General features: G+C 67.0%; 12 protein-coding genes. 6 read left to right on the top strand and 6 right to left on the bottom strand.

The genetic code is table 11. The features are described from left to right. Window position 1 precedes the first annotated feature (1 nt). Window positions 2–2,590: a glycosyltransferase family 1 protein gene (locus BST42_RS24745; RefSeq protein ID WP_083121986.1), complete on the bottom strand. Its 2,589-nt coding sequence runs from the start codon at window positions 2,588–2,590 to the stop codon at window positions 2–4. Window positions 2,591–2,821: 231 nt separating this feature from the next. On the opposite strand from BST42_RS24745, the gene BST42_RS24740 reads away from it, so the two are divergent. Together BST42_RS24740 and glgB are read left to right on the top strand one after the other, a co-directional pair. Continuing rightward, the gene (locus BST42_RS24740) at window positions 2,822–4,909 is read left to right on the top strand and encodes an alpha-1,4-glucan--maltose-1-phosphate maltosyltransferase (RefSeq protein ID WP_083121984.1); all 2,088 of its coding nucleotides are present in this window, start codon (window positions 2,822–2,824) and stop codon (window positions 4,907–4,909) included. A 25-nt stretch (window positions 4,910–4,934) separates the two neighbouring features. After that, entirely contained in the window at window positions 4,935–7,142 is a 2,208-nt protein-coding gene (gene glgB, locus BST42_RS24735; protein ID WP_083121982.1) for a 1,4-alpha-glucan branching protein GlgB, read from the top strand. On the opposite strand, the gene BST42_RS24730 is transcribed toward glgB, so the two are convergent. From BST42_RS24730 to BST42_RS24720, 3 genes are all read right to left on the bottom strand, one after another. Beyond that, a complete protein-coding gene (locus BST42_RS24730) occupies window positions 7,139–8,032 on the bottom strand; it encodes a tetratricopeptide repeat protein (RefSeq protein ID WP_083121980.1) in 894 nt (297 codons plus the stop codon). The genes glgB and BST42_RS24730 overlap by 4 nt on opposite strands. A 13-nt stretch (window positions 8,033–8,045) precedes the next feature. Further along, on the bottom strand, window positions 8,046–8,420 hold the full coding sequence (locus BST42_RS24725) for a DUF3817 domain-containing protein (RefSeq protein ID WP_083121978.1): 375 nt from the start codon (window positions 8,418–8,420) through the stop codon (window positions 8,046–8,048). Between the two features lie 189 nt (window positions 8,421–8,609). Continuing rightward, window positions 8,610–9,791 carry an acetyl-CoA C-acetyltransferase gene (locus BST42_RS24720; RefSeq protein WP_083121976.1) on the bottom strand — a complete coding sequence of 394 codons (1,182 nt, stop codon included), beginning with the start codon at window positions 9,789–9,791 and terminating at the stop codon, window positions 8,610–8,612. A gap of 92 nt (window positions 9,792–9,883) precedes the next feature. Here BST42_RS24720 and mce point away from each other — a divergent pair, with 92 nt between their 5' ends. Further along, the gene (gene mce, locus BST42_RS24715; RefSeq protein ID WP_083121974.1) at window positions 9,884–10,354 is read left to right on the top strand and encodes a methylmalonyl-CoA epimerase; all 471 of its coding nucleotides are present in this window, start codon (window positions 9,884–9,886) and stop codon (window positions 10,352–10,354) included. 3 nt (window positions 10,355–10,357) lie between these two features. On the opposite strand, the gene BST42_RS30190 is transcribed toward mce, so the two are convergent. Then, on the bottom strand, window positions 10,358–10,654 hold the full coding sequence (locus BST42_RS30190; RefSeq protein ID WP_083121972.1) for an Rv1322 family protein: 297 nt from the start codon (window positions 10,652–10,654) through the stop codon (window positions 10,358–10,360). Then, window positions 10,654–11,328 carry an endonuclease NucS gene (gene nucS / locus BST42_RS24705; protein WP_083121970.1) on the bottom strand — a complete coding sequence of 225 codons (675 nt, stop codon included), beginning with the start codon at window positions 11,326–11,328 and terminating at the stop codon, window positions 10,654–10,656. The genes BST42_RS30190 and nucS overlap by 1 nt, the downstream gene beginning before the upstream one ends. Before the next feature lie 49 nt (window positions 11,329–11,377). Between nucS and BST42_RS24700 the strand changes: the two genes are divergently transcribed. The 3 genes from BST42_RS24700 to BST42_RS24690 all read left to right on the top strand — a co-directional run bounded on the left by BST42_RS24700 (window position 11,378) and on the right by BST42_RS24690 (window position 15,054). Then, a complete protein-coding gene (locus BST42_RS24700; protein WP_083121968.1) occupies window positions 11,378–12,982 on the top strand; it encodes an adenylate/guanylate cyclase domain-containing protein in 1,605 nt (534 codons plus the stop codon). Between the two features lie 75 nt (window positions 12,983–13,057). Beyond that, on the top strand, window positions 13,058–14,548 hold the full coding sequence (locus tag BST42_RS24695) for a DNA-3-methyladenine glycosylase 2 family protein (protein WP_083121966.1): 1,491 nt from the start codon (window positions 13,058–13,060) through the stop codon (window positions 14,546–14,548). Between the two features lie 8 nt (window positions 14,549–14,556). After that, window positions 14,557–15,054 (top strand): methylated-DNA--[protein]-cysteine S-methyltransferase, encoded by a 498-nt coding sequence (locus tag BST42_RS24690; RefSeq protein ID WP_083122144.1) that lies wholly within the window; start codon window positions 14,557–14,559, stop codon window positions 15,052–15,054. Window positions 15,055–15,186 lie beyond the last annotated feature (132 nt).

Raw genomic sequence — 15,186 nt, 5'->3', positions numbered from 1 at the left:
GTTACGCCAGCGTGACGAGACCGAGCTCGTTGTCACCGGCCAGCAGCGGATGATGCGGCAGCACGCGAACGGTGTAGCCCACCGAACCTGCCACCGGCAGCGGGGTCGTCGTCGAGAAGATGTCGGTACCTCCGTCGCCCGAACCCGAGTGCACCATGTCCACGGTGACGGGGTCCTGCAGGGCGTCGGCGGCATCGACCCGGCCGAGCACAGCCTGCACGTCGACCTCGTCCGGTTTCAGCCCGGCCAGCGCGACCGTCGCGGTCAGGGTCAGCTCCGACCCGAGCAGCGGGGTGTCGGGCAGCCCGGTGCTGTCGACGTCGGTGATCTCGATCTGCGGCCAGGCCTCCCGGACGCGCTGCCGGTAGGCCGACAGCTCACGTGCCGCCCCGAACGGCAGGCCGTCGATCGGAGCACTGGTGCGGCGGAACGACTGGGCGGCAGGCGCGTAGTACTTCTCGGTGTAGTCGCGCACCATCCGGGACGCCAGCACCTTGGGCCCGAGCCCCTGCAGGGTGTGCCGAACCATCTCCACCCAGCGGGTCGGCACACCCTTGTCGTCCCGGTCGTAGAACGTCGGCGTCACCGACTGCTCGAGCAGGTTGTAGAGCGCCGAGGACTCGATGTCGTCGCGGCGGCTCTCGTCGGCCAGCCCGTCGGCTGTCGGTATCTCCCAACCGTTTTCGCCGTCATACCACTCGTCCCACCATCCGTCACGGATGGACAGGTTCAGCCCGCCGTTCAGCGCACTCTTCATGCCTGACGTGCCGCAGGCTTCCAGCGGACGAAGCGGGTTGTTCAGCCACACATCGCAGCCCCAGTACAACTGGCGGGCCATCGACATGTCGTAGTCGGGCAGGAAGGCGATGCGGTGGCGCACTTCCGGCCGGTCGGCGAACTTCACGATCTGCTGGATCAGGGCCTTGCCCGCATCGTCGGCGGGGTGTGACTTGCCTGCGACGATCAGCTGCAACGGCTTGTCTTTATCGAGCAGCAACGCCTCGAGGCGCTGCGGATCACGCAGCATCAGGGTCAGGCGCTTGTAGGTGGGCACCCGGCGCGCGAAACCGATGGTTAGTACCTCAGGGTCGAAAGCCGTTGCAATCCAGCCGAGTTCGGCCTCGGACGCGCCGCGCTCCAACCACGACCGGCGCAGCCGCTGGCGCACGTCTTCGACCAGCAGCGCGCGCAGCTGAGAGCGGATCCACCAGATGTGACCGGTGTCGACCTGTTGCAGCCGCGCCCAGATGTTGGGCTCGCGCAGCGCCTCGGTGGAACCGGCGAGTTCCCTGCCGAGCTCCAACCACTGCGGGGCCGCCCAGGTGGGGCCGTGCACACCATTGGTGATCGAGCCGATCGGCACCTCGGCCGGGTCGAAACCAGGCCACAGCTCGTCGAACATCGTGCGGCTGACGCGCCCGTGCAGCAGGGACACCCCGTTTGCGCGCTGCGCCAGCCGTAGGCCCATGTGCGCCATGTTGAACTTCGACGGGTCGTCCTCGGCGCCGAACGCCAGCACCCGTCCGACCGGAACCTCGGGCAGCAAGCCATCTTTCGAATCGTCACCGAAGTACCTCTGCACCATGTCCACCGGGAAGCGGTCGATTCCCGCCGGTACCGGCGTGTGGGTGGTGAACACTGTGCTGGCCCGCACGAGCGTCAGCGCGGTGTCGAAATCCAGCTTCTGCTCGGAGATGTATTCGCGGATCCGTTCCACCCCCAGGAACCCAGCGTGGCCCTCGTTCATGTGGTACACGTCCGGGGCGGGCCGGCCCTCGATCGCGGTGAACGCACGGATGGCCCGAATGCCGCCGATGCCGGCGAGCAACTCCTGCTTGATGCGGTGCTCCTGGTCGCCGCCGTAGAGCCGGTCGGTGACGTTGCGCAAGTCGTGCTCGTTCTCGGGGATGTCGGAATCCAAGAGCAGCAGCGGGATCCGGCCCACCTGCGCCACCCACACCCTGGCGCGCAGCACCTTCGCCTCCGGCATCGCCAGCTCGACGAGCACCGGCGCGCCCGCGGCGTCGGCGAGCAACCGGAGCGGCAGCCCCTGCGGGTCCAGCGAGGGATAGTTCTCGTGTTGCCAGCCGTCGGCAGTCAATGACTGCCGGAAATACCCGGACCGGTAGTACAAGCCGACAGCGATCAGCGGCAGACCCAGATCCGATGCCGACTTCAGATGGTCGCCGGCCAGAATGCCCAGGCCGCCCGAATAGTTCGGCAACACTTCGGCCACGCCGAACTCCATCGAGAAGTACGCGATGCCCGTCGGCATGACCGAGGAACCCTGCTCCTGCTCCTGAAACCACATCGGCCGGCTCAGGTAGTCGTCCAGATCGGCCGCGAGCTGATCGAGAACGTTGAGGAACTGCTCGTCCTCGGCCAATTCGTCGAGCCGCGCCGGGGCAACCGCGCCGAGCAGCGCCACCGGATCCTGGCCGGTCTGCAGCCACAGCCGTGGATCGATCGAGGCGAAGAGATCCTGTGTCGGCTTGTCCCACGACCAGCGCAGGTTGGTGGACAACCGGCCGAGGGCTGCGAGCCGCTCGGGCAAATGGGCACGGACCGTGAACCTGCGGAGGGCCTTCACGCGTTCCCACCTTACTGAGAACGCCGGTGCAATTGGCGCGAGCATGCGCTTCTTCCCCAGCCGGTCATTCTTCGCACTACGGTGTGAAGAGGGCGCGATGCGGTTACCCCGAGGGTCAAGAAGACTCACGACCGGTGCGGCGGCGAGCGTCGCTGCGCCACGACAACGAGAAACCGACTCAAGCCGACGCGGGGCAGACCACGTCGCACAGGTCAGGAATGGAGTGGTTGGGTGCCCGGTCGTATCGAGATCGATGACGTCGCGCCCGTTGTGTCCTGCGGTACCTATCCGGCCAAGGCGGTCGTCGGCGAAGTCGTGCCGGTCGCCGCGACAGTGTGGCGCGAGGGGCATGACGCGGTGGCGGCGACGTTGGTGGTGCGCTACCTCGGAACTGCTCACCCTCAGCTCGGGCAGAATCCGGCCCGGCGCGTCAAAGCTCTCGAGGGTGCTGAACTGACCGAGGCCTCCCCCGCGGTCAGCCGGGTCAAGCCCCAGCTGTACCCGATGGAGATGGGCCGCACCCCCGATCTCTTCCACGGCCAGTTCGTGCCCGACCGGGTGGGGCTGTGGACATTCCGGATCGACGGCTGGGGCGATCCACTCACCACGTGGCGGCACAACGTCACCGTCAAACTCAACGCCGGGCAGGGCGAATCGGAACTCAACAACGATCTGATCGTCGGAGGCAATCTGCTGGCCCGCGCCGCCACCGGAGTGCCGCGTGACCGCCGCGCGCCGCTGCTGCAGGCCGCGGCGGCTCTGCGCGAGCCCGGGGATCCGCTGACCCGGGCGTCCCTGGCACTGTCGCACGAGGTCACCGATCTGCTGGCGAAGTATCCGCTTCGCGAACTGGTCACCCGAGGGTCCACCTACGGAATCTGGGTGGATCGACCGCTGGCCCGCTGCAGCGCCTGGTACGAGTTGTTCCCCCGGTCCACCGGGGGGCGCGACGAGGAAGGCCGCCCGGTACACGGCACCTTCGAGACGGCGGCCGCGGCGCTGCCCCGGGTTGCGTCGATGGGCTTCAACGTCGTCTATCTCCCGCCGATCCACCCGATCGGCAAGGTCCACCGCAAGGGCCGCAACAACACCGTGACAGCCGAACCGGGCGATGTGGGCTCACCGTGGGCCATCGGCAGCGACGAGGGTGGCCACGACGCCATCCACCCCGAGCTCGGCACGATCGAGGACTTCGACCGATTCGTCGCCGCGGCCCGTGACAACGGGCTTGAGGTGGCACTGGACCTGGCACTGCAGTGCGCCCCTGATCACCCGTGGGCGAAGAATCACCGGGAATGGTTCACCGAGCTGCCCGACGGCACCATCGCGTACGCGGAGAACCCGCCGAAGAAGTACCAGGACATCTATCCGCTGAACTTCGACAATGATCCCGGCGGCCTCTACGACGAGGTGCTGCGGGTGGTGCGGCACTGGATGGACCACGGCATCAAGATCTTTCGGGTCGACAACCCGCACACCAAGCCGCCGAACTTCTGGGCGTGGCTGATCAGTCAGGTCAAGGCCATCGATCCCGACGTGCTGTTCCTCGCCGAGGCGTTCACCCGCCCGGCGCGACTGAACGGGCTCGCGAAACTTGGCTTCACACAGTCGTATTCGTACTTCACCTGGCGTACCGCCAAGTGGGAGATCGAGGAATTCGGCCGCCAGATCGCCGAACACGCCGACTACACCCGGCCGAACCTGTTCGTGAACACCCCCGACATCCTGCACGAGAGTCTGCAACACGGCGGGCCGGGCATGTTCGCGATCCGGGCCGTGCTGGCCTCGACGATGGGCAGCTCGTGGGGCGTGTACTCCGGCTTCGAACTCTTCGAGCATCTGCCGGTGCGAGAGGGCAGCGAGGAGTACCTGGACTCCGAGAAATACGAGCTGCGGCCCCGTGACTTCGAAGCGGCGCTGGCCAACGGCCAATCGCTGGAGCCATTCCTGAGGCGGCTCAACGAGATTCGTCACCTCCACCCCGCGCTCTGCGAGATGCGCACCATCACGTTCCATCACATCGACAACGATGCGCTGCTGGCCTACAGCAAGTTCGACCCGGTATCCGGTGACACCGTGCTGGTGGTGGTGACGTTGAACCCATTCGGCCCTGAGGAAGGCACCTTGTGGCTAGACATGGCCGCTTTGGGTATGCAGCCCTATGACCGTTTCTGGGTGCGCGACGAGATCACCGGGGAGGAATACCAATGGGGGCAGTCGAACTATGTGCGACTGGAACCGGCCCGGGCCGTCGCGCACATCCTGAACATGCCGTTGGTCCCGCAGGAGCAGAGGGCAGTTCTGCTGCGCCGGGAATGACGGGAACGAACAAGGAGCCTTCGCTATGACGAGAACCAACAAACTCGCCAGTCCGCATCTGGCACCGGATCCCGGCGAGCTGGCCCGGTTGGTGTCCGGAGTCCACCACAGCCCGCACAGCATTCTTGGCGCGCACGAGTACGACGACCACACGGTGATCCGGGCCCTCAAGCCGCACGCGGAGCAGGTGGTCGCCCTCGTCGGCGGCGAGCGACACCCCATGGCGCACATCGACTCCGGGGTCTTCGCGGTAGCGTTGCCGTTCACCGACCTGGTCGACTACCGGCTCGAGATCTCCTACCCGGGTGGGCACACCATCACCGTCGCCGACGGCTACCGCTTCCTGCCCACGCTCGGCGAGATGGACCTCTACCTGTTCGGCGAGGGACGCCACGAGCAGCTGTGGGAGATTCTGGGTGCGCACCCGCGGTCCTTCGAGACCGCCGACGGCGTCGTGGAGGGGGTGTCCTTCGCGGTCTGGGCTCCGAATGCCAAGGGCATCAACCTGATCGGCGAGTTCAATCACTGGGACGGCAACGACGCCCCGATGCGAGTGCTGGGCTCCTCCGGCGTCTGGGAGCTGTTCTGGCCCGGCTTCCCCACCGACGGGCTCTACAAGTTCCGGGTTCACGGGGTCGACGGGTCGGTGGCCGATCGTGCCGATCCGTTCGCGTTCGCGACGGAGGTCCCGCCGCACACCGCGTCGCGCGTGTTCACCTCGGACTACACCTGGGACGACGCCGACTGGCTGACGCAGCGGGCCGCGCAGAACCCGGTGTTCGAGCCGATGAGCACCATCGAAGTACACCTGGGCTCCTGGCGGCCCGGCCTGGGCTATCGCGAGCTTGCCGAGCAACTCACCGAATACGTTCTGGCCCAAGGATTCACCCACATCGAATTCCTTCCGGTCGCCGAGCACCCGTTCGGTGGATCGTGGGGTTACCAGGTGACGTCCTACTACGCGCCGACGTCACGGTTCGGCACCCCCGACGAGTTCCGGCACCTGGTGGACACCTTGCACCGGGCCGGCATCGGAGTGATCGTCGACTGGGTGCCCGCGCACTTCCCCAAAGATGCGTGGGCGTTGGGCCGCTTCGACGGCACACCTCTGTATGAGCATTCCGACCCGCGCCGCGGCGAGCAACTCGACTGGGGCACGTACGTCTTCGATTTCGGTCGCGCCGAGGTGCGCAACTTCCTGGTGGCCAACGCGCTGTACTGGCTGCAGGAGTTCCACATCGACGGTCTGCGGGTGGATGCCGTCGCCTCCATGCTCTACCTGGACTATTCGCGGCCAGAGGGCGGCTGGACGCCCAACGTCTACGGCGGCCGCGAGAATCTCGAGGCGGTGCAGTTCCTGCAGGAGATGAACGCCACCGTCCACAAGAGCCATCCCGGCATCGTCACGATCGCCGAGGAGTCCACCTCATGGCCAGGGGTGACCCGAGCCACCAACCTTGGCGGACTTGGCTTTTCGATGAAGTGGAACATGGGGTGGATGCACGACACCCTGGACTACATCAGCCGTGACCCGATCTATCGCACCTACCACCACGGCGAGTTGACATTCTCGTTGCTCTACGCGTTCAGCGAGAACTTCGTGTTGCCGATCAGCCACGACGAGGTGGTGCACGGCAAGGGCACGCTGTGGGGCCGGATGCCGGGCAACGACCACGTCAAGGCGGCCGGGCTGCGCAGCCTGCTGGCTTACCAGTGGGCCCACCCCGGCAAGCAGCTGCTGTTCATGGGCCAGGAGTTCGGTCAGCGCGCGGAATGGTCCGAGGAACGCGGGGTCGACTGGTACCAGCTCGACGAGAACAGCTATTCCACCGGAATTCAGCGTTTCGTCGCCGACCTCAACGAGCTCTACCGCAGCCGCCCTTCGCTGTGGAGCCAGGACACCAAGCCGGAGGGCTACTCCTGGATCGACGCCAACGACTCGGCCAACAACGTGCTGAGCTTCCTGCGATACGGCAGCGACGGCTCGGTGCTGGCGTGCGTGTTCAACTTCTCCGGAGCGGAGCACAGCCGTTACCGGCTTGGCCTGCCGCACACCGGAACCTGGCGCGAGGTGCTCAACAGCGACGCGACGGTCTACAACGGCGCGGGCGCGGGCAACTTCGGTGCCGTCGAGGCCACCGACGAGCCCTGGCACGGCCGACCGGCATCGGCGACGTTGGTGCTCCCGCCGAACTCCGCGATCTGGCTGGAACCTGCGCCGGCCTCGGACTAGTACAGCGCGTTGGCGAGGTTCCGCCGGCCGGTGATGACGTCGGGGTCGGCGGGATCGAACAGCTCGAACAGTTCGATCAACCGAGTGCGCACCTTGGTGCGCTCATCGTCGGATGTCTTGCGCACCAGCGCGATCAGTCGATCGAAGGCCGGTACCACATCCTGATTGAGGATCTGGACGTCGGCTGCGGCGAAGGCCGCCTCGATGTCGTCGGGTGCGGCGTCGGCCACCGCCACCGCATCCGGGCTCTGCTCGGTGGCGCGCTGCAGGAACGTCATCTGCCGCAGCGCCCCCTTGGCCTCCGCGTGCTGCGGATCGGCGTCGAGGATGGCCTGGTACGCCGCGGCCGCGGCCGCGAAGTCGCCGGACTCGAGCAGTTCCCGCGCCTGCTCCAGGGCCGGGTCGACGGCTGCGTCTTCCTCGGCATCGCCGGAGCCGGACAGCTTTCCTGCGGTTGCCTGCAGCAGCGAGTCCACCCACCGCCGCAACTGCTCGGGGGGTTGCATGCCCTGGAAGCTGGCCAGCGGCTGCCCGCCGGCCAGGGCCACCACGGTCGGCACCGCTTCGATGCCGAACATCTGGGCCACCCGCGGGACCACGTCCACATTGACCGTCGCCAACGACCACTTTCCGTTGTCGTCGGCGGCCAGTGCGGCCAAGACTTCACCCAGCTGCACCGAGGCGTCGCTGCGGGGCGACCACAGCAGCACGACGACCGGCAGTTGGCCGGAGCGGACCAGGACTTCAGCTTCGAAATTGACCTCGGTGACCTCGACACCACCACTGGGGGTGGTCGCACCGTCCGCGGGCTGCTGAGCCCGCTGTTTGAGGCCGGACAGGTCGACGGCGCCGGCCAGAGCCGGGCCGATCTGGGGGCGTGGACGCGTCACGTTCCCAAGTCTGTCACGTCGTCGACGGTGCCGAATCGAGTGGCTGACCAGAAGCCGCTGAAGCCGCGGCCGGTCCCAGTTTCGCCGTCCGATCAGCCCATATGAGGAAAATCACACTGCCGAGCGGCACGATGCTGCCCAGCAACGCCAGCAACCACGTGATCACGCCCCACTTGTAGGCGAGGCCCGCCATGAGAGCAGTGATCACGAACGCGATGAACACCAGCCCGTGGGCCATGCCGAAAACCTTGACGCCGATCTCGGTGCGCGGACTCCCCAGGTACTTGAAGTACATCCCGACCAGCAGTCCGACCCAGCTCACCGCTTCGGCCAGCGCCACCAACCGGAACCGGCCCGCCGTGCTTCGGATGTCAAAAGTGCTCGTCATGCAGCCATTGTGCCGCAGCGGCAGGCCAGCTACTACGCCTCGTCGTTGACGCGGCCCGGGCTACGCCCGACTGCCTCGCTCCTCCTCCGCCTCGTCCCTCGGCGGCATCGGTCGACTCGGCTACGCCCGACTGCCTCGCTCCTCCTCCGCCTCGTCCCTCGGCGGCATCGGTCGACTCGGCTACCCGCCTCAGCCGGCGCGCAGGACCAACGCGTCACCCTGGCCGCCCGCTCCGCAGAGCGCGGCCACGGCGTAGCCCGATCCGCGCCGCGAAAGCTCCAGAGCCGCGTGCAGCGTGATCCGCGCACCCGACATACCGATCGGATGGCCGACCGCGATAGCGCCGCCGTTGCGGTTGACCCGCTCGGGGTCCACGCCCAGTTCCTTGGTCGAGGCCAGCGCGACGGCGGAGAACGCCTCGTTGATCTCGATCACGTCCAGCTGGTCCAGGGTGATGCCCTCGCGGGCGATGGCCTTCTTGATCGCATTGGCCGGCTGCGACTGCAACGTGGAATCCGGGCCCGCGACGACGCCGTGTGCGCCGATTTCACAGAGCCACGTCAAGCCGAGTTCCTGGGCCTTGGCCTTATTCATCACCACGACGGCGCAACCGCCGTCAGAGATCTGGGACGCCGAACCGGCGGTAATGGTGCCGTCCTTGCGGAACGCGGGCCGCAGCCCGGACAGCGATTCGGCCGTGGTGTTGGCCCGAATGCCCTCGTCCTCGCTGAACTCGATCGGGTCGCCCTTGCGCTGCGGGATCGCCACCGGCACCACCTCGTCGGCGAACACCCCGTCCTTCCAGGCCGCGGCCGCCTTCTGATGCGACAGGGCGGCGAACTCGTCCTGTTCGGCGCGGGTGAACTTGTCGGTGTCGTTGCGCTGCTCGGTGAGCGCACCCATCGGCTGGTCGGTGAAGACGTCGTGCAGGCCGTCGTACGCCATTGAGTCCAGCACGGTGACGTCGCCGTACTTGTAGCCCTCACGGCTGTTCATCAACAGGTGCGGGGCCTTGGTCATGGACTCCTGGCCGCCGGCCACCACCACGTCGAACTCGCCGGCCCGGATCAGCTGATCGGCCAGGGCGATCGAATCGATCCCGGACAGGCACATCTTGTTGATGCTCAGCGCGGGCACGTCCCACCCGATACCGCCGGCCACGGCGGCCTGGCGGGCCGGCATCTGGCCGGCGCCGGCGGTCAGCACCTGACCCATGATCACGTAGTCGACCAGCGAGGCCGGGACTCCGGCCTTCTCCAGTGCGCCCTTGATCGCGATCCCGCCCAGATCGCTGCCCGAGAAATCCTTGAGCGAGCCCATCAGCTTGCCGATGGGAGTGCGTGCCCCAGCAACGATCACCGACGTCGTCATACCTGCCTCCAAGAGCGTTTCGCGCCGCCCCGAGGCGGCTATCCACGGATCCCCCAGTGTTGAATCCGATGTGGTTAGGTTACCTTTGCGTTATGACCGCTGAGCAAGTTGACGCCCGTCCAGTCCTGGCCAGTGCTCTCGTCACCGCTGTCGACCATGTCGGCATCGCGGTGCCGGATCTCGATGCGGCCATCCAGTGGTACCACGAGCACCTCGGGATGATCCTGGTGCACGAGGAAATCAACACCGACCAGGGCATTCGTGAGGCCATGCTGTCGCTGAAGAACGCGGCCCCGGACTGCGCCCAGATCCAGTTGATGGCCCCCCTGGACGAGACCTCGACGATCGCCAAGTTCATCGACAAGCGCGGCCCCGGCATCCAGCAGATGGCTTATCGGGTCAGCGACCTGGACGCCATCTCCGAACAGTTGCGCAACCAGGGTGTCCGGTTGATCTACGACGCACCGCGCCGCGGAACCGCGAACTCGCGGATCAACTTCATCCACCCGAAGGATGCCGGCGGCGTCCTGGTGGAACTCGTCGAACCGGCCGCGGCGCACTAGGTTTTACGACCACTTCCGGGTCGGGCCGCGATTGGCGCGGTTGGCCCAGCAGGCAGTGTGCCAGTGCCGGCGATCGTCGACGGCGGCTTCGCCATCGTCGGCTCGCCAGACAGCGACATGGGCTGTGCCCGGGCGGATTTCGTGATCGCAGCCGGGGCACCGGTAGGTCTTGACCGCCCGCGCTCCGGGTATCGATTGCACTTCGTAGTCGAATCCGTCGGCGCCCGACTCGACGCGGCGCTGCAGGGGTAGCGGCGCAATGCCACTGTCCTTACGGCGAGGTGGCCGGCGCCGCGGCATCAGAAGAGCCGGAACTCGTCGCTGTCCATCCCCCGCATGACGTCGTAATCCAAAGTCAGACAACGAATTCCGCGGTCGGTAGCCAATGTTCTGGCCTGCGGCTTGATTTGCTGCGCGGCGAACACGCCGGTCACCGGCGCCAGCAGACTGTCCCGGTTGAGCAACTCGAGGTAGCGCGTCAGCTGCTCGACACCGTCGATCTCCCCGCGGCGCTTGATCTCCACCGCCACCGTGCGGCCCTCGTCGTCGCGGCAGAGGATGTCCACCGGGCCGATGGCGGTCATGAACTCCCGGCGAACCAGGGTGTAGCCGTCACCCAGCAGCTCGATGTGCTCGGCCAGCAGCTTCTGCAGGTGCGCTTCGACGCCGTCCTTCACCAGTCCGGGATCGATCCCGAGTTCGTGGCTGGAGTCGTGCTCGACGCTTTCGATGGTGATCCGTAACTGCTCTCCGGCCTTGTTCTCCACCACCCACACCGGCAACGCGTCGTCCTTTGCCTCCTCGGTCAGCCAGCACGGCGGGCTCATCCAGTTCAACGGCTTGTAGGCACGGTCGTCGGCGTGGATGCTGACCGAGCCGTCGGCCTTGATCAGCAGCAGCCGGCGAGCTGACGGCAGGTGGGCGGTGAGGCGACCGAGGTAGTCGACGGTGCATTGGGCGATCACGAGGCGCACCGCACAAGCTTAGGGTCTGGGGGTCCCGGCGAATTAGGCTGACACCACCATGACGTCCCCTCCGAGCCTCGCGCAGCGGTTGGGCCGGGTTCTGGAACGGGTCACGCGCCAGAGCGGCCGGCTGGCCGGCACACCGGCCTACGGCTCGTTGATCCTGGGGCGGGTCAACGAAAGCCCGGCGCGCCGCCGAGTCCGGATCCAGACGTTGGTCACGGTCTCGCTGCTGGCGGTGAACGTCCTGGGCATTGTGGTCGCGGCCCTGTTGGTCAGCGTGGCCTATCCGGTACCCAGTGTGTTCACCGATGTGCCGGCGTGGCTCACCTTTGGAGTGGCCCCCGCGTATGCGGCCGCCGCGCTCGCGTTCGGCAGCTGGTGGATCACCACGCGCACGGTCAAGCACCTCCGGTGGGCAGCCGAGGGGCGGGTGCCGACCCGCGTCGACCAGCGCAACGCGTTCTTCACCCCGTGGCGCGTCGCGCTGGCCCAGCTGTCGCTCTGGGTGGTCGGCACAGTGGTGTTCACCGTGCTCTACGGGCTGTTCGACACCGACTTCATTCCCCGCATCCTGCTCGTGACGGGCTTCGCCGGGGTGATGGTCTCCACCGGCGCCTACCTGGCCACCGAGTTCGCGCTGCGGCCCGTGGCGGCGCTGGCGCTGGCGGCCGGGCCGCCGCCGCACCGGCTGGCGCCGGGGATCATGGGCCGCACGATGACGGTCTGGATGCTGGGCTCCGGCGTGCCGGTGATCGGCATCGGGCTCAGCGCCCTGATCTCGCTGGTTTTGGACAACATGACCAAGACGCAGCTCGAGGTCGCCATCCTGATCACCTCGTCGGCCACGCTGGTGTTCGGGTTCGCCTTGATGTGGGTGCTGGCCTGGATCACCGCGACTCCGGTGCGGGTGGTGCGCTCGGCGCTCAAACGCGTCGAGGACGGCGACCTCAAGGCCAGCGTCGTGGTGTTCGACGGCACCGAACTCGGGGAGCTACAACGGGGATTCAACTCGATGGTCGCCGGCCTGCGGGAGCGCGAACGGGTGCGCGACTTGTTCGGCCGGCACGTCGGCCGCGAGGTAGCTGCGGCCGCCGAGATGCAGAAGCCGCAGCTCGGCGGTGAAGAGCGCCACGTGGCAGTGCTTTTCGTCGACATAGTCGGCTCCACGCAATTGGTCGCGACGCTGCCCCCGATCGAGGTGGTCGACCTGCTCAACCGGTTCTTCGCCGTGATCGTCGAAGAGGTCAACCGGCACAACGGTCTGCTCAACAAGTTCGAAGGCGACGCCACGCTCGCGGTGTTCGGTGCGCCGGTCACCCTCGACAACCCCGAAGACGACGCGCTCGCCGCAGCCCGCACGATCATGCGGCGGCTCGCACGAGAGGTACCCGAATGCCCCGCCGGCCTCGGAGTGGCCGCCGGTGAGGTGGTGGCCGGCAACGTCGGCGCCAACGAGCGATTCGAATACACGGTGATCGGCGGACCGGTCAATGAGGCCGCGCGCCTGTCCGAGCTCGCGAAGTCCACCGAGAGCCGCCTGCTGGTGACCGCATCGACCGTCGAGCGGGCCGGCGATTCCGAGCGCGCCCACTGGGTCCTGACCGACGCGGTGACGCTGCGCGGCCATGACGAGCCGACTCGGCTGGCCGTTCCCGCCTGAATCGGCTCGCCGGGGCTCGACCACGATGTCGGTTTTCCGCTAGTGCTGTCAGTCCCGACGTGTAAAAGTCAAGACGTGCATGACGATTTCGACCGCTGCTACCGCGCCGTCCAGTCCAAGGACTCGCGGTTCGACGGTTGGTTCGTCACCGCGGTCAAGACCACCGGCATCTACTGCCGCCCCAGCTGCCCGGTACGGCTGCCGCTGGCCCGCAACGTGCGCTTCTACCCCAGCTCGGCCGCCGCGCAGCGAGCGGGCTTCCGGGCCTGCAAACGCTGCCGACCGGATGCCTCGCCTGGTTCGCCGGAATGGAACATTCGCAGTGACGCGGTGGCGCGGGCGATGCGTTTGATCGGCGACGGCGCCGTGGACCGCGAGGGCGTGACCGGGCTGGCCAGACGGGTCGGCTACACCGCGCGCCAGCTCGAGCGGATGCTGCAGGCCGAGGTCGGTGCCGGACCCTTGGCACTGGCCCGGGCGCAGCGGGTGCAGACGGCGCGGGTGCTCATCGAGACCACCGACATGCCGTTCAGTGATATCGCGTTCGCGGCGTGTTTCGCGAGCATCCGCCAGTTCAACGACACCCTGCGGGCGGCCTGCGACAGCACACCAACAGCGTTGCGGGCCAAGGCCTCCCGCCGAGACTGGGCGGCCGGCGCGCCTGACGGACAAGCATTGTCACTGCGGCTGCCGGTACGCACCCCGTTCGCCTACGAAGGCGTGTTCGGGCACCTGGCGGGCACTGCTGTCCCCGGCTGTGAAGAGGTGCGCGACGGTGCCTTCCGCCGCACCCTTCGCCTGCCCTCGGGCTACGGCGTGGTGAGCCTGACGCCGCAGCCCGACCACGTGCGCTGCACGCTGGTGCTCGAGCATGTCAGGGATCTGGCGACGGCGATCGCCCGCTGCCGGCGATTGTTGGACCTCGACGCCGACCCGGAAGCTGTCCTCGATGTGCTGGGTGCTGATGCCGACCTGAGCGCAGTGGTGAGCAAGGCGCCCGGCCAGCGGATTCCGCGCACGGTCGACGAAGAAGAACTGACAGTGCGTGCCGTACTCGGGCAGCAGGTGTCGACCAAAGCGGCACGAACCCACGCGGGCCGGCTTGTCGCCGCGTACGGCACACCGGTTGCCGATCCGCACGGCGGGCTGACGCACACCTTTCCCAGCACTGCCCAGCTGGCCGATATCGACCCGGCGTACCTTGCCGTGCCGGCCACCCGCCGACGCTCGATAGCCACGCTGATCGCGGCCCTGGGTGACGGTGAGCTGACACTCAATCCCGGCTGTGACTGGCAGCGGGCCCGTCAGCAGCTGCTGGCGCTGCCCGGAATCGGGCCGTGGACGGCGGAGATCGTCGCGATGCGGGGGCTCGGGGATCCCGATGCCTTTCCGGCCAGCGATCTCGGTGTGCGGCTTGCGGCCGAAAAACTCGGTCTGCCCGCCGATGTACGGGCGCTGACCGCCCACAGTGCACGCTGGCGACCATGGCGGTCATATGCCGTGCAGCACCTGTGGACGACCCTGGACCATTCCGTGAATCACTGGCCACCGAAGGAGACACCGTGACGACGACCATGCGGTACCGAATCATCGACAGCCCGGTAGGGCCACTCACGCTGGCCGGCACGGGATCGACGTTGCGACATCTGCGGATGGTGGACCAGACCCATGAGCCGGATCGGTCCGACTGGGCGCAGTCCGACGACGAGATATTCGCCGACGCGGTCGAGCAGCTGGCGGCCTACTTCGCCGGTGAACTCACGGAATTCGACCTGGATCTGGATCTCGGCGGAACCGAATTCCAACGCAAAGTCTGGTCGGCGTTGCGCACCATTCCGTACGGCGAGACGCGTTCCTATGGCGAAATTGCGATGCAAATCGGATCTCCGGGAGCATCGCGTGCGGTGGGACTGGCGAATGGCCGGAATCCGATCGGCATAATCGTGCCGTGCCATCGCGTAATCGGTTCTACCGGCGGATTGACCGGATATGGCGGAGGAATTGATCGAAAGCGCGCACTACTGGCGCTAGAGAAAAGCCGAATGCCGGCCGATCTCTCGCTATTCGATTGATCTCCACATACACAAATGCCTGTGCCCCCTAATCGAAATTAGGGGGCACAGGACTTAAATTGTGTTCGGCGGTGTCCTACTTTTCCACCCTGTTGGGTAGTATCATCGGCGCTGGTAGGCTTAGCTTCCGGG

This window comes from Mycolicibacterium rhodesiae (assembly GCF_002086695.1).
Lineage (GTDB): Bacteria > Actinomycetota > Actinomycetes > Mycobacteriales > Mycobacteriaceae > Mycobacterium > Mycobacterium rhodesiae.
Note: the sequence above shows the minus strand (reverse complement) of the source record. Positions and strands in the feature narration are given on the sequence as shown.

Bases quoted from the DNA above. Each gene is read 5' to 3' on its own strand.
- glgB (WP_083121982.1), top strand. From the start codon at position 4,935: ATGACGAGAACCAACAAACTCGCCAGTCCGCATCTGGCACCGGATCCC.
- BST42_RS24725 (WP_083121978.1), bottom strand. From the start codon at position 8,420: ATGACGAGCACTTTTGACATCCGAAGCACGGCGGGCCGGTTCCGGTTG.
- BST42_RS24720 (WP_083121976.1), bottom strand. From the start codon at position 9,791: ATGACGACGTCGGTGATCGTTGCTGGGGCACGCACTCCCATCGGCAAG.
- mce (WP_083121974.1), top strand. From the start codon at position 9,884: ATGACCGCTGAGCAAGTTGACGCCCGTCCAGTCCTGGCCAGTGCTCTC.
- BST42_RS30190 (WP_083121972.1), bottom strand. From the start codon at position 10,654: ATGCCGCGGCGCCGGCCACCTCGCCGTAAGGACAGTGGCATTGCGCCG.
- BST42_RS24700 (WP_083121968.1), top strand. From the start codon at position 11,378: ATGACGTCCCCTCCGAGCCTCGCGCAGCGGTTGGGCCGGGTTCTGGAA.
- BST42_RS24690 (WP_083122144.1), top strand. From the start codon at position 14,557: ATGCGGTACCGAATCATCGACAGCCCGGTAGGGCCACTCACGCTGGCC.